Genomic DNA, 21,271 nt, shown 5'->3' with positions numbered 1-21,271 from the left:
AAACCAAAATAATGATGCTACAAAACCAATCTGTAATTCCTGATATTAAAGCCATTATAGCAGCTTCGAAAGACAAAGCGATTAAAGCGGTGGACAATGAAAGAACCTTGATGTATTGGTATATTGGTCAACGTATTTTCGTGGAAGAACAAGACGGAAAGAACCGTGCTGATTATGGAACATACTTAATTAAATTCCTCGCCGAACAATTACAACCAGAATATGGAAGTGGCTTTTCTTATCGACAATTAAACTGGTATCGCCAATTTTATCGCACTTTCCCAATTGTGTCCGCACTGCGGACACAATTGAGTTGGACACAATATAAATTCCTTTTGGCAATTGACAATCAATATAAAAGAGATTTTTATGTTGCGGAAAGTGTAAAGAATAATTGGACGTCAAGACAACTCGAACGTCAAATCAACAGTAGCTTATATGAACGTCTCCTAATGAGCAATGATAAAGAAAGCGTACTTGCTGTAGCCAAAAATGAAAAACTACCATCAGATGCTAAAGAGATTATAAAAGACCCGATGTATCTTGAATTTCTAGGGTTAAAACGGGAAGCGGCTTATTACGAAAGAGATTTAGAAAGCGCCATAATTACTCATTTGCAAGATTTTTTATTGGAACTGGGAAATGGTTTTTCATTTGTCGCGAGACAAAAAAGAATACACATTGATGGCGATGAATTTTTTACAGATTTAGTTTTTTATAATCGAATATTGCAATGCTTCGTCATCATCGAAATCAAGACAGATAAACTCACGCATCAGGATATTGGTCAACTGCAGATGTATGTCAATTATTATGATCGAGTAGAAAAACTGCCTCGTGAAAATCCAACTATTGGTATTTTGCTTTGTGCCAATAAAAATGACGGTGTCGTAAAATTTACGCTGCCGGAAAACGAAAAAAATATTGTAGCCAGTCAATATAAATTATACCTGCCAACGGAAGAACAGTTGTTGGAAGCTGTGAATATTGAATTACAGAATTTTCAGCAAGGAAAAGAAAATAAGTAAGTAAACGACATAACGGTAGCAAAATACGTTATTCGACAGAGTAGCGTTTTTCTTTGCACCATAAAATAAGTTTTTAGGCTGTTATATTTAACATATAAGTCATATTAGTATGAAGCTCAAAATGTGACACAAACGAATTCGTTTTAAACTTAAATGACCTTAAAGACCTTATATGGTTTATTTTTTTTGCTGCACACGGCAATTATTTCTAAACTTAAAAAAAACTTATATGACTTATATGTTTATTATTTTCAGCATTAGGAATGTATAATTCGGTTTAAATTGTCACAACTGTAATAAAAAAACATTTTAAAGGCTAACTCTTTTTAAGACTTTCCCTCATTTAATACACTAACAATTTCCCTATTTTTGTAACAACCTAAAACAGAATCTAATGAAATGAGCATGAAGGTAATTAGATCACAAACACCAATGATGATATGCGACTCGAGCATAGTGAACAGGTGAAACAATTACAAATGACCTATAAAAAACAATAAATATCAACATATGAAAAACACTTTTTTAATAATGGCTGTAACTTCTGCAATGGCGACTTTCGGCCAAAATCCAAATCCAAAACCGCTAACCTATCCCACTACCAATAAAGGGGAAACCGTGGATGTGTATTTCGACACCAAACTTCCGGATCCATACCGCTGGCTCGAAGATGACAAATCAGCGGAAACGGGTGCCTGGGTAAAAGCCCAAAATGAAGTGACCTACGGGTATTTGGCGCAAATTCCGTTTCGCAATGTCTTGAAATCAAGAATGGAAAAACTGTGGAATTACGAAAAAATAGGAGCGCCTTTCAAAGAAGGAAATTTCACGTATTACTATAAAAATAACGGCTTACAAAACCAATCAGTGTTGTACAGAAAAGACGCCAAAGGAACTGAAACCGTATTTTTGGATCCCAATACGTTTTCTAAAGACGGAACAACTTCGCTTGGCGGATTAGATTTCTCCAAAGATGGTTCTAAAGTAGCCTATTCTATTTCAGAAGGCGGAAGCGACTGGAGAAAAGTTATTATCATGGATGCCATTACCCAAAAAATAATTGAAGATACTATTGTCGATGTGAAATTTAGCGGTGTGTCTTGGAGAGGAAATGAAGGATTTTACTATTCCAGTTATGACAAACCAAAAGGAAGCGAATTGTCTGCAAAAACTGACCAGCATAAACTGTATTTCCATAAATTAGGGACTGCACAAAAACAGGATCAAGTGATTTTTGGTGCCGACCAAAAGCGCCGTTATGTAGGCGGTGGAGTTACGGAAGATGACCATTATCTAGTAATCACAGCGTCTAATTCTACCTACGGAAACGAATTGTACATCAAAGATTTGACAAAGTCAAACAGTCCTATTGTGACTATTGTGGATAATTTCAAGAGCGACAACAACATTATTGAAAACGAAGGCGGAAAACTATTCATAGAAACCGACTTAAATGCGCCCAACAAACGCATTGTTACCGTAGACGTAAAAAACCCGAAACCAGAAAACTGGAAAGATTTTATTGCTGAGACGGAGAATGTGTTGTCTCCTTCAACAGGTGGCGGGTATTTCTTTGCTAATTATATGAAAGATGCCGTTTCGGTGGTGAAACAATATGATTATTCCGGAAAACTAGTTCGTGAAATTAAATTGCCAGGCGTAGGAACTGCCGGTGGATTTGGCGGAAAGAAAAAAGAGAAAACGGTGTATTATTCCTTTACGAATTATATTACTCCGGGTTCTACTTTTTCATTCGAACCAGCAACCGGAACTTCTGCGGTGTATGAAAAACCAAAAGTAGATTTCAACAGCGAGCAATACGAGTCCAAACAAGTGTTTTACACTTCCAAAGACGGAACCAAAATCCCGATGATTATCACCCACAAAAAAGGATTGAAACTTGACGGAACAAATCCAACAATGCTTTACGGTTACGGAGGATTTAACGTGAGTTTGACACCAAGTTTCAGTATTGCCAATGCCGTTTGGATGGAAAACGGAGGCGTTTATGCCGTACCCAATTTACGTGGTGGTGGCGAGTACGGGAAAAAATGGCATGATGCGGGAACCAAAATGCAAAAGCAAAACGTATTTGATGATTTCATCGCAGCGGCTGAATATCTGATTGCTCAAAAATATACATCTTCACAATATCTTGCCATTCGTGGTGGGTCAAACGGAGGATTGCTAGTGGGAGCTACCATGACGCAACGTCCGGACTTGATGCGAGTTGCATTACCAGCAGTGGGCGTAATGGATATGTTGCGCTACCACACCTTTACTGCAGGAGCAGGTTGGGCGTATGATTACGGAACGGCGCAGGACAGCAAGGAAATGTTCAGCTACATCAAAGGCTATTCTCCAGTACACAACATACAAAAAGGGATTCAATATCCAGCAACCATGGTCACTACGGGCGATCACGATGATAGAGTAGTACCAGCACACAGTTTCAAGTTTGCTGCTGAATTACAAGAAAAACAAACCGGAACAAACCCCACACTAATCCGTATTGACATCAATGCAGGACACGGCGCCGGAAAATCCGTAGCGGCAACCATCCAGGAAAATGTAGATCTTCAGGCCTTCACGTTGTACAACATGGGAGTGGTGTTATTGCCAGAATTGGAATAATAACAATTGTGATACCGATTTTACCCTGAGCGATCCCGAAACTTCGGGAGAAGGGAGGAGCTTATTCCTGCTGTACACTGTATCTTTTCCTCCGCCGAAAGTGGCGGAAGGAAAAGGATGCCGTTCCCATCAGGGCTAGGGCATTCGATTCTTAAGACGATTGTCATTGCGAGGTACGTGGCAAAGCAATCACATCATAAATTGATAATAAGTTCAAAAAACGCTATTCGAAAGAGTAGCGTTTTTTTTGTGAAATGAATTTACTTATCAAAAAATCAAGTTGAAAACTAAAAATTAATGAGGTCAATTGTAGGCGGGTCAATTGTAGGCGTAAAACTAATTTTATCAAATATGGAGATTAAAGAAAAATTCGGTCAAAAAGTAAAATTATTAAGAGAGGAAAAAGGTTTCTCGATAGAGCAACTCGCTAATATTTCGAATGTTGACAGGAATTATATTTCTGATATCGAGAAAGGAAAAAGAAATGTTTCAATTGAAATAATGGAGAAAATAATCCTTGCACTCGATACTGATTTTACAAGCTTCTTTAATGATAATAGTTTTAAAAAATGATAATGAAAGAGATGCAATATAAAAATGGTGTTGTTGAAGAATTGATTGTTAATGAGCCGCAATTAAATTTAAAATTTTCAAGTCAATCTCAATCTATAATGATTGCCAATAAAAAAGATAAGTCAAGTACGCTTAATGTGCTTTCTTTATTTTCAGGATGTGGCGGAATGGATTTAGGATTTGAGGGAGGATTTACTGTTCATAATGCATCTATTAATGAAGAGCTTAAGCCAGATTTTATTGAAGAAGTAGTAAATGATAAACTTGTTAAGTTAAAAAAAACAAGATTTAAAACTGTGTTCGCAAATGATATTTTAAGTGATGCAAGGAATGCTTGGGTAAATCATTTCCAAAAAGAAGGGCATAATTCTGAAATGTTCCATACTGATAGCATAGTAGACTTAGTCAAACTTCACAAAAGTGGGACTGAAGTATTTCCAAAAAATGTAGATATTGTTACTGGTGGATTTCCATGTCAAGACTTTAGTATTTCAGGAAAGAGAAATGGATTTGAATCACATAAAAATCATAAAGGCGAATTCAATGTGAATAAATCCGTATCTGAAGAAACTCGTGGTAAACTATACATGTGGATGAGAGAAGTTATTGAAATAACTAAGCCGAAGATATTTATTGCTGAAAATGTAAAGGGGTTAGTAAATCTATCCAATGTTAAAGAAATTATCCAACGTGATTTTTCCTCGATTGGAAAAAATGGATACATAGTTTTAAATCCCAAAGTATTGCATGCAGCAGACTATGGTGTTCCTCAATCAAGGGAAAGAGTTATATTTATTGGAATAAAAAAATCGGCTTTAAAAAAATCGGCTCTTGAAGAATTAGAGAAGCAAAGCATTTCGGAAAAATATAATCCTTATCCAAATCGAACGCATTCTTACACTATAAAAGATTCAGATTTAAAAAATCCAGTTCAACTTAAAGAAATTTTTAGTTTGCTGGAAGAGCCTGAAAACAGTAATGATTTATCCCAAAAGAATTTTTCTAAAGCAAAATTTATGGGTAAGCATTGTCAAGGACAAATTGAAATTAAACTTAATGGGATAGCTCCAACTATTAGAGCCGAACACCACGGTAATATAGAATTTAGAAGACTTGATGCAAGTAATGGAGGGAATTATAAAGAAGAACTCTCAGCTGGCTTGGAACAAAGAAGATTAACTCCTAGAGAATGTGCTTTGATACAAACTTTTCCGATAGATTATGAATTTGTTATTGAGAATAAAAATGGTAGAAAAGGTTCTTATTTAATTAGTCCCTCACAATCTTATAAAATAATTGGGAATGCAGTTCCACCATTACTTGCTTATAACCTAGCTAAAAGATTAGAAGAGGTTTGGCCTTTATTTTTTAAAAAATAACATATGATATACTCCGCTAATCCAGAGCCTCATAAAGATGAATTTAATTCATTGTTGAGCTCTACACTTCTTCAACTTAATTACACAGCTAAGACTGCGAATAATTTTGTGTCATTAGCAGGCAATAAATTAGAGCCTTATATTTCTAAGTTAATGACAGAGCTAGCTGTTGGGACACCTTTTGAGAGTTCAATTGAATGGGTTGGCGGTCAAAAATTTCCAGATATAATTGCAAAAAAGTACTATGGGATAGAAGTGAAAACTACTACGCAAAATCATTGGAAGACAACAGGGAATAGTGTTCTTGAATCTTCTAGGGTTAATGATGTGGAACGAATCTATATGTTGTTCGCTAAATTGGCGAGTCCTATTGAATTCAAATGTAGACCATATGAAGAATGTTTGTCTGAAGTTGTTGTAACTCATTCACCTAGATATCTTATAGATATGAATTTGGATAAAGGAAAAACAATTTTTGATAAAATGAGTGTTACATATGATGATTTAAGAAATAAAGAAAATCCCATTCGACCAATTATAGATTATTATAAGAGCAAATTAAAGCCTGGTCAGGATATTTGGTGGATGGACCAAGAGAATGGGAGTTCATCAAGTATTATTATAAAACTTTGGAATGATTTGGTAAAAAAAGACAAAACAAAATTAATAAATGAAGCAAGAATTTATTTCCCTGAACTTTTCGGTAATGGGGGTAATAAATATGGTAGAATAGGTGTTTGGTTAGTGAATAGAGAGAATATAGTTTGTCCTAACGTTAGAGATCAATTTTCTGCGGGTGGTATAACGCCTGTTTATGAGATAAATGGTAAGACTTACAAAATGGTACCAAGGACTCTAATTAATTTGTTTGAAAATATTGAGCAAATATTAGAACTCTTTAGGGAAATAACTGCAATCGAATTATCTGATTATTGGGGCGTAAAAACTAGTGAAAATAAAAAAATATTTGATTGGATCGAATTAATATCGGAACATTCAAAAAGGTTAGCTTCAACGAATCATTTAAATGTCAAAGAAATATTATCAGATAAAATATTTAGAAAGTAGTTCTATAACTCTTTATTAATGATGACTGAAATTAATTTTGGTTAAATTTACATTATGGATTTTTTATCTATTGATGAAAGACGAAAAAGAATGCAATCTATAAAAAGTAGAGCAACAAAAGACGAAATCCGCTTGGCAAAAGCTTTATGGCATCTCGGCTACCGTTACCGTAAAAACAATAAAACTATTTTTGGCACACCGGATTTAACTTTCAAGAAATTCAAAATTGCCATATTTGTAGACAGCGAATTCTTCCACGGTAAAGATTGGGAAACTCAAAAAGACCGCGTGAAAACCAATACGGAGTTTTGGCAAAAGAAAATAGAACGCAACATGCAAAGAGACATTGAAGTCAACAATTATCTCGAATCACAAAACTGGAAAGCACTTCGTTTCTGGAGTGCGGAGATAGAAAAAAATCTCGAGGAATGTGTGGTTATAATCCAATCTGAAATTATTTCGAGACAAAATCAAGAAAGCGAATCTTAAACCGTAAACCACAATCCATTCCCTTCCTTAACTCCACAATTTCACTTTTTTCTTTTCACAATGTTTTATTAATTGGTTCGTTTTTTCATACTGCAATGGGTAAATTTGAAAGACAACATTAAATTAATAAAAACATGACAGTACAAATCAACACAGACAACAATGTAGAAGGACACGCACGTTTGAAAGCGTATATTACCGAGGAATTGGGAACGGCTTTGGTGCGTTTTGAAGATAAAGTAACCCGTTTAGAAGTACACCTTGGTGACGAGAACAGTGATAAAGGTGGTTTCAACGACAAACGATGCTTGATTGAAGCCCGACCTATAAATATGCAGCCTGTAGCAGTTACCAATCATGCTGATACTACCGAAAAAGCATTTCATGGTGCCTTAGACAAAATTAAAAAAGTGTTGGAAACAACTTTCGAAAAAAAGAAAACTCATTAAATAGTTGCCATTTGGCAAACAAAAAAAGGACACTGTCTCTATAGGATAGTGTCCTTTTTTTTGGTTGAGATTCTTTAAAATTTGGATAGTGGTTTTAATAATTTTAGCAGTAAATTAGTACTTTCAATATAATTCCGAAAAGCGTTGAAAAGTTGCAATTTGAGAAAATGAAATTTATAGAATAAATTAATGGAAAACATAAAATTATTTGAAAGCCAAAAAATCCGTTCCTCATGGGATAACGAACAAGAGAAATGGTTTTTTTCGATTGTAGATATTATACAAGTTTTGACGGATAGTCCAAGACCAAGGAAATATTGGAGTGCGCTGAAAACAAAACTAAAAAATGAAGGAAGTGAACTGTCCCATAATATGGGACAGTTGAAAATGATGGCTGATGATGGTAAAATGAGACAAACGGATGTGGCAGATACGGAGCAACTATTCCGTTTGATCCAATCCATTCCTTCGCCTAAAGCTGAGCCTTTTAAACAATGGTTAGCCAAAATAGGCTATGAAAGAATAGAAGAAAGTCAAGATCCTGAAAAGGCTATTGATCGTGCTATGGAAAATTATTTGAAATTAGGATACTCCACAGCCTGGATTAATCAGCGGTTAAAAAGCATAGAAGTTAGAAAAGAACTCACCGATGAATGGGAAAATAGAGGTGTTAAGAAAGGACAGCAATTTGCTTCACTTACCGATATAATTACCCAAGCTTGGAGCGGAAACACAGTAAAGCAGTACAAGAATTTAAAAGGCTTAAAAAAAGAAAATCTAAGAGATAATATGACCAACTTAGAATTGGTATTAAATATGTTAGCAGAAGCAACCACAACAGAAATTAGCAAAGAAAACAATCCTAAAACCTTTGCAGATAATAAAAAAATTGCCCGAAAAGGCGGTGAAATTGCCGGCGATACCAGAAAGCAAATAGAAGCACAAACGGGCAAAAAAATTGTTAGCTCACAAAATGCTAAAGTTTTAAAAGAGGAAAAGAATAAATTAAAAGAATAGTTCAAACAATAAACAGGATAAAATACTAGTTCTAAGTTAGTCTCAAATTTACTTTAAACCGATATTTTTGTCGTATGTCGCTTTCCGTTTTAAAAATATTTACCGCAAATTCGTAAATTATAGATATGGATTCGATATTTTTAATTAGCGAATTTGCGGTTTTAATGATTATTTAAACAAAATAAATTTTACTTATCAAACAACAAGGTTGCTAATGCTTCGTCTCTTTTATAGACATCTTCATAGAAATGAACCACGCCGTCCGCATCTACCCAAGCGGTAAAATAACCGATGTATACCGGAATTTTATTTTTTAACGTGTACCAATATTCTTCTCCGCCGTTCATCGCAGTTTCTATTTTAGCAGGATTCCATTTCTTGTCATCTTTCATAATCATGGCAGCAAGTTCCTTTGGCTTGGCGACACGAATGCAACCGTGGCTAAAAGCGCGATCTTCCTTGCCAAATAGACTTTTGGATGGCGTATCATGCAAATATATCGCATTCGAATTGGGAAATAAAAACTTGACTAATCCCAAGGAGTTCTCCGGTCCGGGTCTTTGTCTCACGTAATTGTCTTTCCATTCCATGTCGTGCTCGGCCAAGTAATTGGGATTGTTTTCAATGGCAGGAAGAATCTCTTTTTTGAGAATACTTGCCGGCACGTTCCAATACGGTCTGAATACAATGTATTGCATTGGCGCACTAAAAATTACGGTTTTATGCATGGCTTTTCCTACCACAACCTTGGAGCGTAATTCTGGTTTCCCATCTCTTAAAAAAGTCAGTTCATAGGCCGGAATATTCACCACGATTAATTCCTTGGATTTGGTAATATCATTCGAAATCCATCGGCAGCGTTCCATATTGACCATCACAGTTTTGATGCGGTCTGCAACAGATACATTCATGTAGCGGATGTGTTCCGGCAGTATAATTTTGTTCAGTAGATTGCCACTTCTCTTTTTGAATTTCAATACTCCAGCCGCTAATTCAGCATCATATACGGCACTTTTAGAATCTCTTGCAAGATCATCCGTGACAAATAAACGTGTTCTGATTTGCGCAATGGCTGTGGCACTGTCTCCGGGTTTATAGGATTTTACACTTGGGTCTAATTCAGTGGTTTTCCATCCACCTTTAGTTTCTATTTTGCGGTATTCCTGCAGTACAGCTTTAAGGAGGTAATACTGTTTCAATACGCCTTTTTCTTCTTTTTTGATTAACGAAGGGTTGATTAACAACGAGTCTAAATAATTGACATACGATTGTCTTTTTCGAGGCAAAAACCATTCTAAATCTTTCGATTTTTGAGTGCTTATACCATCGTATACTTTATCTGCATAAAAAAAGTATAATGCAGAACTCAGTAATTCAGTGTCAATACTCGCTTTTTGATTGTCCTCCGGATTGTCATAGATATCATCTAATTTTTCCTTGTACGGAATCGCAGTTTCAATTCCTTCCTGCGTCAGATTATTCACTTTGTTGTATAATAAACCTGCAAATTCATTTAGGCCATCCTTGTCAAACCAGATGTAATGAAACTGATGCTTGCGGTATAACTTTTCTACTTCTGTTTGGTAAGGCTGCAGTTTTGGATATTTTTCAAAAAACGTTTTGATTTGTGTACTGTCAAAAGCAACTGCAACGGTATTTAAACTCGTTTTCTTTTTAGTGTCATTTACATCTTTCTTTTTACAGGAAACTAGGGTGAATAGTAGTGCAAAAATAATAAGTAGTATGGAGGTGCTTAACTTTCTCATAATCTTAACTTTAAATCTTACATTTTACTGTCTAAACAATACAAAAATACGTCAAAACTCGATGTGTAATACCGCCTTGGGTTGGGCGGTTCTTTTTAGTTTGAAATCAGATTTGTAATTGAAGTGTCTAGATTAAAAATAAATTATATTCAATAATCTTTTAATCAATTGGTTACGGTATTTTGTTTTGTTTCTAAAACTAAATTTGAAATCAAATAGGATTGTCAAAATCCAAAAATTATTTCTTTCGGCTGCGTTCTATGAATCAACACAACCACTTTACAAAAAATAGAGCTATTGCTTTACGTATTTTGGACTTTGTGGTTTGGATTTCAAATGATTTTCAGTTGTTTGAATAATTAGTTTCGAGCGATTCATTGCTATATCGGATGTTTTTATGCTACCTTGTAATTCAAACAGAAAAGGACTATGAGGAGACCGGTAGCTGTTGATCGAAAAATAAAAATAAGATGGAATAAAAAACCATAAATAAATACCGAATGAAATGAAAAAACTACTAGCTTTTTTGATAGTAATAACCGTGTCTGGTTGTAAAAGTGTGATGGTAAAACAAACCGATTCAAAAAATGAAATCAATGTTGTATTAAATACTTGGCATAAAGCTGCTGCAGATGCTAATTATAACGCATACTTCGGCTTGATGTCAGATGATGCAATTTTTATAGGTACTGATGCAACAGAGAATTGGAATAAAACAGCTTTTCAGGCCTATGCAAAACCACATTTCGATAAAGGAAAAGCATGGAGTTTTACAGCTTTAGAACGTCATATTCATTTTGACAAAACAGGTAAAATAGCTTGGTTTGATGAATTACTGAATACTCAAATGAAAATTTGTCGCGGCTCAGGCGTGTTAGTCAAAATAGGGCAAAAATGGAAAATAAAGCAATACGTTTTGTCTATGACAATCCCAAATGATAATTCAGGTGAAGTGATTAAAGTTAAAACTTTTATCGAAGATGCCATGATCAAAAAATTACAAGCAAAGCAATAAAATTTTTAGTTTTTGTTTTATTCTTAAGTAGCAAGAAAGATATATTGTCGCAATTATTAAAAAGAGTTTTTGCCACAGATTGTAAGGATTAAAAAGATTTTTAAAATTACATAACGAATTAATCTGTGCTAATCTGTGGCAAAGAAATTTAGTGCTTTATTAAAATATGACATTAAATTTGAGTCATTACTTAGTTTAAAATTTCTTCATAAAATGTACTGTTGTTTAAAAGCCATCTTTAATTAAATAATAGTTTAAAGGGTGCATTAAATGTTGTTTTTAAAACGTTTTTCATTTTTTGGTCCCTAGTTCGCTCCGTCTTATATATTTCCTTAATTTTGCCAAAATATACTAAAAAAGTGGGAAGCAAAAACAAATTAAAAAGATTCAAGGAAAACGAGACATTCAACAACGTTTTTCAACCAACGAGGGAAGAAGTAGTAGGTGATTTATTTCCGTTGAAAGGGAAATGGAATACAGAATTTTTCAAAAATGAAAATCCATTGGTGCTGGAACTAGGCTGTGGGAAAGGAGAATATTCAGTAGGTCTGGCAGAAAGGTATCCCAATAAAAACTTTATCGGAATTGATATCAAAGGCGCGCGTTTCTGGCGTGGTGCTAAAACTGCTGTGGATACCGGATTGCATAATGTGGCTTTCATTAGAACTCAGATCGAATTGATCAATCATATTTTTGATGAAAATGAAGTAGACGAAATCTGGATTACTTTCCCCGATCCCCAAATAAAATACAAACGGACCAAACACAGAATGACAAATTCCGAGTTTTTGCAATTGTATAAAAAAGTACTTAAAAAAGACGGTATTGTAAATCTTAAAACAGACAGTGAATTCATGCATGGATATACCTTAGGTTTGCTGCATGGCGAAGGGCACGAAGTTTTATATGCCAATCATAATGTGTATGTAAATGAAGGAAGTCCCGAGGAAGTAACTGCTTTTCAGACATTTTATGAAAAACAATATTTGGAAGTTAATAAAGCAATTACGTATATTCGATTTAAAATTAAAGAATAGTTTTATATTTGGGATTGTTTTTTTGAATACTGGTACCGTTTGCTTATGAATTTAATCACTTCCTTGTTTTTGGGTTTTGTTACTGCCTTTGTGGGGATTACTCCCCCGGGACTTCTAAATATGACAGCTGCTAAAGTAAATCTGAAAGAAGGGAAGAAAAGCGCTTTTTGGTTTGTTTTGGGAGCAGTAATCGTAATTTTTGTACAAGCCTATCTCGCTATTTTATTTGCACAATTTATCGAAGTGCGCCCGGATGTGATTGTTTTATTGCGAGAAGTAGGATTTGTCATCTTTACTGCGTTGACTATTTTTTTTTTGTTGGTTGCTAAAACCCCCAAAATTAAAAAAGGCAAAATAAAAAAGAAGAGTACTTCCACTCGTTTTTTCTTAGGAGTTTTGCTCTCCTCTCTTAACTTTTTCCCGATCCCTTATTATGTTTTTGCAAGCATTACTTTGGCTTCTTATAATTTGTTTCTGTTTGATTTTTCAAATGTTTTTGTTTTTGTGACAGGCGTAGTGTTGGGCTCTTTTTTGGGTTTTTATTTGTACATTACTTTTTTTCAAAAAATACAAGAGAAGTCGGATTATATTATGCGAAACATGAATACAATTATTGGTAGCATAACCGGGTTTATATCATTAGTTACTTTGATTAATATTGTCCGTTATTATATGGGGTAATTGGCTCACCGGGTCTCCCATAAAACCTTTTTTCACTAGATTTAAAATCATGTCAAACGATACTTTTTTTGAACGCGTGTATGACATCGTCAGGCAAATTCCATACGGTAAGGTTACTTCGTATGGCGCTATTGCAAAGGCCTTAGGAACGGCACGCTCTGCCAGAATGGTAGGCTGGGCAATGAATGCCTCCCATGGTTTTGAGGATGTTCCGGCACACCGTGTAGTCAACAGGAACGGTTTGCTCACGGGGAAATTACATTTTGACGGCACCAATCTGATGCAGCAATTATTGGAAAGCGAGGGAATAATCGTGACCAACAATCAAATTGTAGATTTAGAAAAATATTTTTGGCAACCGGAAGTCAGGACAGAATGATTTATAATAGTTCAGATTCCGGGGTTCTAATCTCAACAAATACTCAATAACGACCAGCAATCTGTGCATCAATAAATGCGATGCAAATCCTTTATAATAAGAACTTTTCATAGTATCTTTGTAATCTGAAATCAGTTTAAATAAAGATAATATTCTGGTGGTATAAGCCAATAGAAACAGTAAACTAAAAATGAAATTAGAAAGAAAAGAAATTCTTAAAGCCTTAGAAACAATTACTATAGCCGGAGAAGGGAAAAATATGGTTGAAAGCGGAGCAATTGCAAACGTAGTCACTTTTGGCGATGAAGTAGTGGTAGATCTAGTATTACATACCCCAGCAATGCACATCAAAAAACGTGCGGAAGACGACATCAGAAAAACAATTCTTGAATTAGTATCTCCGGAGGCTAAAATCAAAATTAATAGTAAAGTGGAAGTGCCGGACAAACCAGAAATCAAAGGGAAACAAATTCCAGGTATAAAAAATATTATCGGAGTAGCCTCTGGTAAAGGCGGTGTAGGTAAATCTACCGTTACTGCAAATCTTGCAGTATCATTAGCTAAAATGGGATTTTCAGTAGGGATTCTAGATGCGGATATTTATGGTCCGTCCATGCCTATTATGTTCGACGTAGAAAGTGAAAAGCCCATTTCTGTCATGGTAGACGGAAAATCAAAAATGAAGCCCGTAGAAAGTTATGAGGTAAAAATTCTTTCGATAGGATTTTTTACGGCACCAAGTCAAGCAGTAATATGGCGAGGGCCCATGGCTTCTAAAGCCTTGAACCAAATGATATTTGATGCAGATTGGGGGGAATTAGATTTTATGTTAGTCGATTTGCCACCAGGAACAGGAGATATTCACCTTTCTATCGTGCAATCCTTGCCAATTACAGGAGTTGTCATCGTAAGTACTCCTCAGGCCGTAGCTTTGGCCGATGCCAAAAAAGGAGTTTCAATGTTCCTCTCAGAAGCTATAAATGTACCAGTTTTAGGAATTATAGAAAACATGGCGTATTTTACACCGGAAGACTCGAGCGAAAGCGAACAGGCGAAGCAATTGCCTGAAAACAAATACTATATCTTTGGAAAAGAAGGGGCCAGGAATCTTGCCGAAGACTTAGATGTTCCATTCCTTGGTGAAGTGCCCATCGTACAATCGATTCGGGAAGCAGGTGATTACGGTCGTCCCGCAGCCATGCAAACCGGTTCAGTTATCGAAACAGTTTTTGAGGAAATCACAAAAAATGTAGTGCAGGAAACCGTCAACAGAAATAAAAATTTACCTGCTACCGAAGCTGTGAAAATCACAACTATGGCAGGTTGTTCCGCAGTAAAAAAATAAAAAATTAGAACGCATGAAAATAATTTTCAATCGTTCAATTTTCTAATCTTTTGAATCTTTAAACAAAGACAATGACAACAGAACAATTAACCCTAGAAGTTCAAAAAGCGCTAGAAGAAATAAGACCTTTTTTGAATTCAGATGGTGGTGACATTACCCTTATTTCCATAGAGGACGGCAAACACGTAAAAGTGCGTCTCGAAGGAGCCTGTACCAGTTGCAGCGTAAATCAAATGACATTGCGTGCCGGAGTAGAAACAACCATCAAAAAGTTTGCACCACAAATAGAAACTGTTGTAAATATCCTATAAATTAACAGGGCGTGCCCCTTTTAAGAAAAAAGGCTACTTGTTTTAACGGGTATAGGCCTTTTTTCTTAAAACGGTCGGGCTATCCGCGCTACTTCGGTAGCTAGCTTCTATCCCTCACGCAGTCCGTATTTAATAACCAACACCGATTGCCTAAAACCAAACACCCACAATCATATGGATGTATTAATAAAAATAAAAGATCGAGAAGGAGTCGTGCATGAGTTACAGGCTCCCACGGATATGGCCATGAATATCATGGAATTATGCAAAGCCTATGAGCTTCCTGTAGAAGGAACCTGCGGCGGTATGGCCATGTGTGCTTCCTGTCAATGTTATGTTCTTAATGATGTTGCCTTGCCAGAAATGGGCGATGATGAAGAAGCAATGCTTTCAGAAGCCTTTTATGTAAAAGCAAACAGTCGTTTGGGCTGTCAGATTCCAATTACCGAAAGCCTCGAGGGATTAGAACTCGAATTGGCTCCTGAAAATTAATAAAAAAGCATCTTGTTACTAAAACAAGATGCTTTTTTTAAGGGTATTTTCTAAAGAAGTGTTGCGTTATTTGAAAGTATTAGTTTTATGCCAATTCAACATTCATTAAGATAGTTTCTTCGATGGCATCCCAAAGACCAATGCGTTTCTCTAAAGCTAATTTTGATACTTCCTCAACATCAGACCATTTTTGAGCATCTGTACCGCAAAGTTCTGTTATCATTTTCATCGCCATTGGCCCATGTTCATCCGCATCCAATTCGATGTGTCTTTCAAAATAATAAATCAGTTTGCTCAAATCCGTTTCAGGAAAATTCTCCTGAAAGTTTTTCAAAATAGCGGTAAACATACTCGGTATCAAATCTTCTCTTCCAAAAGTAAAAGCCGCTGCAATTTCATGGGATTTTCCTTCCTCAATAACCCTGAATGTGAAATCCAGGAATGCTTTGATATTGGGGTGTAAAGTGCTGGTTTTTATAGCGACAAATATGTTTTGAAGGGAATCTACTTCAGTTAAAAAATGTTCAATACCTTCAGTATTTGCTCCACAGGATTGCATGGCTTCAATATACATTTCATAATGACTCAAACGGCGTCCGTCTAATGTTAAGTCAGATTCTTCAGCAAGGACAATTTCGTTTATTAAATATCGGGTTTGTGGATTTTCCGTTGCAAACCAGGGTGTTGTTGTACAAGTTAATTTGGATTGTAATGCTTTTAATAAAGACATGAAATCCCAAACGGCATAAATATGATTTTCTAGAAAACATTGTAAATCCTCAATAGTTTTTACTTTTTTATATAAAGGATGGTGTAACAACAGTTCTTTTTGAGGCTGAATACTATTGTTGATGGTTTGGATATTCATAAAGAGTATTTTTGTGTAAATATAAAAAAGCTTCTTGGTATCAAGAAGCTTTTATTATCAATTTTATTAATAGTTTAATAACTGTTTACCACTACTTGAAAGCAGGAATTCCAGTGATGTCCATACCGGTAATTAACAAGTGTATATCGTGCGTCCCTTCATAGGTGATTACAGATTCCAGGTTCATCATGTGACGCATGATCGAATATTCTCCAGTAATTCCCATTCCGCCTAGCATTTGTCTGGCTTCTCGGGCAATTTCCACAGCCATCATTACATTATTTCTTTTGGCCATTGAGATTTGGGCCGTTGTCGCTTTACCTTCATTTCTTAAAACACCTAATCTCCATGTTAATAATTGCGCTTTTGTGATTTCAGTAATCATTTCGGCTAATTTCTTTTGTTGTAATTGGGTTCCTGCAATGGGTTTGTCAAACTGAATTCTTTCTTTAGCATATCGCAATGCGGTATCATAGCAGTCCATGGCAGCACCAATAGCGCCCCAGGCAATTCCGTAACGTGCTGAATCCAGACAACCAAGCGGTGCTCCTAATCCAGATTTATTGGGCAATAAGTTTTCTTTCGGAACTTTCACATTGTCAAAAATCAATTCTCCAGTTGATGAGGCACGAAGCGACCATTTGTTGTGCGTTTCCGGAGTGGTAAAACCTTCCATTCCGCGTTCTACAATTAAACCGTGAATTCTTCCTTCTTCATTTTTTGCCCAAACAATGGCGATGTCTGCAAACGGAGCATTTGAAATCCACATTTTGGCACCATTCAATAAATAATGGTCGCCCATATCTTTGAAGTTGGTAATCATACTTCCTGGATCTGAACCATAGTTAGGTTCCGTTAAACCAAAACAGCCCATGTATTCTCCAGTGGCTAACTTAGGTAAATATTTTACGCGTTGTTCTTCGTTTCCGTATTTCCAAATAGGATACATTACCAAAGAAGATTGTACAGATGAAGTGGAACGAACGCCAGAATCACCGCGTTCTATTTCTTGCATGATCAAACCATAAGATATTTGGTCTAGACCCGCACCGCCGTATTCTTCTGGGATGTAAGGACCAAAACCGCCTATTTCGCCCAAACCTTTAATGATTTGTTTTGGGAATTCGGCTTTTTGAGCATATTCTTCTATAATAGGTGATACTTCACGTTTTACCCAAGCACGAGCAGAGTCACGTACTAGTTTGTGTTCTTCTGTTAGTAAATCGTCAAGGTTGTAGTAATCTGGAGCTTGAAATAAGTCTGGTCTCATGGTTATTAATTTTTATGGAACAAATTTACAGAAAGAAATATAACAAAAGCATTAACAAATGTTATATTTTTTTATTTGAAATAGAAATAAGTAAGTCGAAAGTTTAAAAGTCGTAAAGTCAAAAGAATTAACTTTAAGTAAAACAGCTTTAAATCAGATTTTTACATGATTTTATCCTGATTTTAAAATACGACATTATACCATGGTTATTACTTAGCTTATTTTTTAACAAATAAGTCCTTTTATATACGGGATTTTATTAAAAAAGGTATTATCCTCTAAATTACAATAAAAATTAACTTTAGCAGAGATCAAAGGTGTTTTAAATAAGATTACGGAATGGTTTAGGTGTTATTTAGAATCATTTTGGACTTACATCTTCATATAAAACTCTTTAGTCAATGCAATGTATTCGGGAGTATAAATGTGTCTTGCAGTTTCGATAATCAATTCGTCAACGGGATAGTTCGAGCTTTCTTCTCGGCTAAAGGCCAATAAACTGCGTTTAATTTCGGTAGTTGGAGTTCCTTTTACGTGTGTAATTTTAATTGGATACAATTCGTATTCTTTGGCAAGAGCCAAGAAATTTTCTTCTTCTTTGAAAGGAATTATAACTGTGAATATTCCGTTTTCTGAAAGCAATAAATCAGCAGCCTCGATTAAATCCTCAAAAGGCATCGCGTCAGCAAAACGGGCTAAATCACGTTGTTCGTTATCAGATTTGTAATCATCAGTATAAAATGGAGGATTGGAAACAATTAAATCATACTCGTCTTCCGGTTCTTCGACGAATTCATCTAAACCGGCATGAAAACAAAATAAGCGATCACTCCAAGGGGAGTTTTCAAAATTATCTACGGATTGTTCATACGCTTCTTCGTCTATTTCCAAAGCGTCAATTTGTTCCGCGTTACTTCTTTGTGCCAGCATTAGTGCGATTACTCCTGTTCCGGCTCCAATATCTAAAATACTAATAGGATTGTTTTCAATAGGAGTCCATGCACCAAGTAAAACGCCATCGGTTCCAATTTTCATGGCGCAACGATCTTGCTGGATTGAGAATTGCTTGAAACTAAACATAGGGAATTTTGATTTCAGATTGTAGATTAACGATTTTTGAGGAATTGAACACTAAAAACTGAATACTGAACACTAATTTAAAGGTACATTTCAATAAGTCCTTCTGGTAGATCCATGATAACTTTTTTGTTTTCACGGTCAATTTTAACCAAGAAAAGATCAATCATGGGGATAAGAATCTCAACATCACCGTTGAGGACTTCAAAAAGGGGTTGGGCAGTAGTATCATTAATGGATTCGATCTTTCCAACAACACCAAGACGTTTGTCTTCAACTTCAAAACCAATTACTTCGTGGAAATAGAATTTATTGCCGCTAAGTTTCGGCAACATCTTCAAAGGAAGGTAGATGGCATTGCCTATAATGGCGTCTGCCTCTTCTTCGGTAGTCATGTCTTCAAAACGAATTCTAAGTAAATCGTTTTTGTGCAGCGAACTACTTTCAATAAAAAAAGGAACCAAGTGTTTGTTACATTCAACAAACACTGATTCCAAGTTTTCATATAACTCAGGTTCGTCCGTGTCTAAATAGGCTAGAATTTCCCCTTTGAAACTAAATTTTTTAGCGATTTTACCTAAATAGAAACAATCTTCTTTACGCATAGTCGCCTTCTAAAATTATGCTTCAGTTGTTTCGTTATTTTCTTCTGCGGCAGGAGCTTCTTCAGCTTCAGCAACTTCTTCTTCAACAGCTGGAGTTGCAGCAGCGATAGCGTCAGCTTCTGCTTGAGCAGCTGCAGCTAAACGTTTTGCATTTACATCTTGTTCTGCTTTGAAAGCTTTAGCTTTAGCATCCGCTTGCACTTTTGTTAAGCCGTCTTTTTTAGCATCTACTTTTCCAGTTTTTGCCTCTAACCAAGCATTTAATTTAGCATCAGCTTGTTCTTGAGTTAAGGCTCCTTTACGGATACCACCGTCAAGGTGATGTTTCAATAAAGCTCCTTTGTAAGAAAGAATCGCTTTAGCAGTATCTGTTGGTTGAGCACCATTGTGCAACCATTTTACTGCACTATCAAGGTTTAAGTCGATAGTTGCTGGGTTTGTGTTTGGATTGTAAGTACCAATTTTTTCTAGGTATTTACCATCTCTTTTTGAGCGCGCATCTGCAGCTACAACCCAGTAAAAAGGTTTTCCTTTTTTACCGTGTCTTTGTAATCTAATTTTTACTGACATAATCTTGTGATTAAATTTTGAGGTACTCGACCTCTGTTAATTAAGGGTGCAAAGATACCTTTTTTATTGATAAATACTAATTGGATTGTGGTTTTAATCTGTGGCAGTGCGCTGTAGGTGGTTTTGATTCGTGTTTTTTTGTCCTGTTATGTTTTTTTTTTAGCATTAATGCCCTATTTTTGTTAGTAAAAGAAGGTTTTATGAAAAAATATTTGATATTTCTAGGGGTACTTTTTTTAATGATTTCATGTGCGGAAGAGGTGAGTTTTAATACTCCTTCTTTACAAGGAAGGAAAGACAATGTGTTTTGGAGAGCGACAGCTTCCAAAGCGACTTTAGCTTCTGATGGTTCACTAGTAATTGAAGGGTTTACTGGAAATGAGGTTTTGACTTTGAAGACAACCTCCATATCACCTCAAGTGTATCCATTGGGAACCAGTAATTCCAAGACAGCTGTTTACGTATTGACTGGAGGAAGCGATTTTTCATTTGCAACAGGTATTGACATGGGTAGCGGGCAAATAGTAATTACTGATTATGATGAGAAGGGTCTTACGGTTACAGGTACTTTTAAATTTAGTGCAGAAAATGCAAATGGCAACCCATCAGCAGGGACTGTTTTGAATTTTCAACAAGGCGTATTTTATAAGGTTCCGGTAAGTCTGCGGGTTCCCTAAATTCACACGGTTAAGATTCTTAAATTGCAGGAGTTGGGTATTTTAGTAGCTTCATTTTCTTTTTGAATTTAAAATAAAAACATAAATAAGCTAATCTATAGTAGATTGCAAAAAAAATAGCAGTACATTTGTTTTATTATTTAAATAAGAACATATGAATATTTTTGTTGGAAGTCTTCCATTCAGTATTGAGGAAGCAGATTTAAGAGAGTCTTTCGAGGCTTATGGAGCAGTTGATTCAGTTAAAATTATTACTGATAAATTCACTGGAAGAAGTAAAGGATTTGGTTTTGTTGAAATGCCAAATGATGAAGAAGCTCAAAAGGCTATTGATGAATTGAATGGTGCTACTGTTCAAGGACGTGCAATCGTTGTAAACAAATCGGAGCCTAAACCAGAAGGTGAAAGAAGAAGTTTTAACAATAACAGTCGTGGTGGAGAATCTCGCGGTGGTTATGGTGGTGGAAACAGCCGTGGTGGAGAAAACCGTGGTGGTGGAAACAGAGGTGGATATTAATATTTTTCTCTACAACTATAAAAA

The 21,271-nt window shown here is 35.6% G+C and carries 23 protein-coding genes; 17 read left to right on the top strand and 6 right to left on the bottom strand.

Features of this window, described 5'->3' with window-relative positions; all coding sequences use genetic code 11:
* Window positions 1–14 precede the first annotated feature (14 nt).
* From EKM01_RS14200 to EKM01_RS14165, 8 genes are all read left to right on the top strand, one after another.
* Window positions 15–1,028: a YhcG family protein gene (locus EKM01_RS14200; RefSeq protein ID WP_126768713.1), complete on the top strand. Its 1,014-nt coding sequence runs from the start codon at window positions 15–17 to the stop codon at window positions 1,026–1,028.
* Window positions 1,029–1,559: 531 nt separating this feature from the next.
* Window positions 1,560–3,662, top strand: coding sequence for a prolyl oligopeptidase family protein (locus tag EKM01_RS14195; protein ID WP_233589337.1), 2,103 nt, complete (start codon window positions 1,560–1,562; stop codon window positions 3,660–3,662).
* Between the two features lie 297 nt (window positions 3,663–3,959).
* The gene (locus tag EKM01_RS14190) at window positions 3,960–4,235 is read left to right on the top strand and encodes a helix-turn-helix domain-containing protein (protein ID WP_233589336.1); all 276 of its coding nucleotides are present in this window, start codon (window positions 3,960–3,962) and stop codon (window positions 4,233–4,235) included.
* 2 nt (window positions 4,236–4,237) lie between these two features.
* Window positions 4,238–5,614: a DNA cytosine methyltransferase gene (locus EKM01_RS14185; protein WP_233589335.1), complete on the top strand. Its 1,377-nt coding sequence runs from the start codon at window positions 4,238–4,240 to the stop codon at window positions 5,612–5,614.
* Between the two features lie 3 nt (window positions 5,615–5,617).
* On the top strand, window positions 5,618–6,682 hold the full coding sequence (locus tag EKM01_RS14180; protein WP_126768702.1) for a hypothetical protein: 1,065 nt from the start codon (window positions 5,618–5,620) through the stop codon (window positions 6,680–6,682).
* A gap of 54 nt (window positions 6,683–6,736) precedes the next feature.
* On the top strand, window positions 6,737–7,171 hold the full coding sequence (locus EKM01_RS14175; protein ID WP_126768701.1) for a very short patch repair endonuclease: 435 nt from the start codon (window positions 6,737–6,739) through the stop codon (window positions 7,169–7,171).
* Window positions 7,172–7,305: 134 nt separating this feature from the next.
* Complete coding sequence (locus tag EKM01_RS14170; RefSeq protein ID WP_126562155.1) at window positions 7,306–7,620, top strand: HPF/RaiA family ribosome-associated protein; 315 nt, start codon at window positions 7,306–7,308, stop codon at window positions 7,618–7,620.
* A 189-nt stretch (window positions 7,621–7,809) separates the two neighbouring features.
* Complete coding sequence (locus EKM01_RS14165) at window positions 7,810–8,637, top strand: Bro-N domain-containing protein (RefSeq protein ID WP_126457522.1); 828 nt, start codon at window positions 7,810–7,812, stop codon at window positions 8,635–8,637.
* A 188-nt stretch (window positions 8,638–8,825) separates the two neighbouring features.
* On the opposite strand, the gene EKM01_RS14160 is transcribed toward EKM01_RS14165, so the two are convergent.
* The gene (locus tag EKM01_RS14160; RefSeq protein ID WP_126768700.1) at window positions 8,826–10,403 is read right to left on the bottom strand and encodes a murein L,D-transpeptidase; all 1,578 of its coding nucleotides are present in this window, start codon (window positions 10,401–10,403) and stop codon (window positions 8,826–8,828) included.
* A 505-nt stretch (window positions 10,404–10,908) separates the two neighbouring features.
* Here EKM01_RS14160 and EKM01_RS14155 point away from each other — a divergent pair.
* The 7 genes from EKM01_RS14155 to EKM01_RS14125 all read left to right on the top strand — a co-directional run bounded on the left by EKM01_RS14155 (window position 10,909) and on the right by EKM01_RS14125 (window position 15,663).
* Entirely contained in the window at window positions 10,909–11,418 is a 510-nt protein-coding gene (locus EKM01_RS14155; protein WP_126768699.1) for a nuclear transport factor 2 family protein, read from the top strand.
* 359 nt (window positions 11,419–11,777) lie between these two features.
* Window positions 11,778–12,455: a tRNA (guanosine(46)-N7)-methyltransferase TrmB gene (gene trmB / locus EKM01_RS14150; RefSeq protein WP_126459008.1), complete on the top strand. Its 678-nt coding sequence runs from the start codon at window positions 11,778–11,780 to the stop codon at window positions 12,453–12,455.
* Between the two features lie 45 nt (window positions 12,456–12,500).
* Window positions 12,501–13,136 carry a LysE family transporter gene (locus EKM01_RS14145; protein WP_126457519.1) on the top strand — a complete coding sequence of 212 codons (636 nt, stop codon included), beginning with the start codon at window positions 12,501–12,503 and terminating at the stop codon, window positions 13,134–13,136.
* A gap of 49 nt (window positions 13,137–13,185) precedes the next feature.
* Window positions 13,186–13,515: an MGMT family protein gene (locus tag EKM01_RS14140; protein ID WP_126568968.1), complete on the top strand. Its 330-nt coding sequence runs from the start codon at window positions 13,186–13,188 to the stop codon at window positions 13,513–13,515.
* A gap of 190 nt (window positions 13,516–13,705) precedes the next feature.
* Window positions 13,706–14,860: an Mrp/NBP35 family ATP-binding protein gene (locus tag EKM01_RS14135; RefSeq protein ID WP_126563637.1), complete on the top strand. Its 1,155-nt coding sequence runs from the start codon at window positions 13,706–13,708 to the stop codon at window positions 14,858–14,860.
* A 71-nt stretch (window positions 14,861–14,931) separates the two neighbouring features.
* A complete protein-coding gene (locus EKM01_RS14130; protein WP_126454312.1) occupies window positions 14,932–15,171 on the top strand; it encodes a NifU family protein in 240 nt (79 codons plus the stop codon).
* A 174-nt stretch (window positions 15,172–15,345) separates the two neighbouring features.
* The gene (locus EKM01_RS14125) at window positions 15,346–15,663 is read left to right on the top strand and encodes a 2Fe-2S iron-sulfur cluster-binding protein (RefSeq protein ID WP_039110363.1); all 318 of its coding nucleotides are present in this window, start codon (window positions 15,346–15,348) and stop codon (window positions 15,661–15,663) included.
* Between the two features lie 85 nt (window positions 15,664–15,748).
* On the opposite strand, the gene EKM01_RS14120 is transcribed toward EKM01_RS14125, so the two are convergent.
* The 5 genes from EKM01_RS14120 to EKM01_RS14100 form a co-directional block, all read right to left on the bottom strand.
* The gene (locus tag EKM01_RS14120) at window positions 15,749–16,531 is read right to left on the bottom strand and encodes a DUF3050 domain-containing protein (RefSeq protein WP_126457517.1); all 783 of its coding nucleotides are present in this window, start codon (window positions 16,529–16,531) and stop codon (window positions 15,749–15,751) included.
* A gap of 91 nt (window positions 16,532–16,622) precedes the next feature.
* A complete protein-coding gene (locus EKM01_RS14115) occupies window positions 16,623–17,801 on the bottom strand; it encodes an acyl-CoA dehydrogenase family protein (RefSeq protein ID WP_126562149.1) in 1,179 nt (392 codons plus the stop codon).
* Between the two features lie 372 nt (window positions 17,802–18,173).
* Entirely contained in the window at window positions 18,174–18,881 is a 708-nt protein-coding gene (locus EKM01_RS14110; protein ID WP_126454304.1) for a tRNA1(Val) (adenine(37)-N6)-methyltransferase, read from the bottom strand.
* Window positions 18,882–18,958: 77 nt separating this feature from the next.
* Entirely contained in the window at window positions 18,959–19,483 is a 525-nt protein-coding gene (gene rimM / locus EKM01_RS14105) for a ribosome maturation factor RimM (RefSeq protein ID WP_126457515.1), read from the bottom strand.
* Window positions 19,484–19,498: 15 nt separating this feature from the next.
* The gene (locus tag EKM01_RS14100; RefSeq protein WP_126454300.1) at window positions 19,499–20,053 is read right to left on the bottom strand and encodes a 30S ribosomal protein S16; all 555 of its coding nucleotides are present in this window, start codon (window positions 20,051–20,053) and stop codon (window positions 19,499–19,501) included.
* Between the two features lie 200 nt (window positions 20,054–20,253).
* Here EKM01_RS14100 and EKM01_RS14095 point away from each other — a divergent pair, with 200 nt between their 5' ends.
* Entirely contained in the window at window positions 20,254–20,730 is a 477-nt protein-coding gene (locus EKM01_RS14095) for a DUF6252 family protein (protein ID WP_126562148.1), read from the top strand.
* 154 nt (window positions 20,731–20,884) lie between these two features.
* Window positions 20,885–21,247, top strand: a complete 363-nt coding sequence (locus EKM01_RS14090; RefSeq protein WP_126454296.1) for an RNA-binding protein — start codon at window positions 20,885–20,887, stop codon at window positions 21,245–21,247.
* Window positions 21,248–21,271: the final 24 nt, after the last annotated feature.

It is taken from the genome of Flavobacterium sp. RSP46, assembly GCF_003984825.1.
Classification (GTDB): Bacteria; Bacteroidota; Bacteroidia; order Flavobacteriales; family Flavobacteriaceae; genus Flavobacterium.
This window is presented reverse-complemented; position numbering and strand designations above follow the sequence as displayed.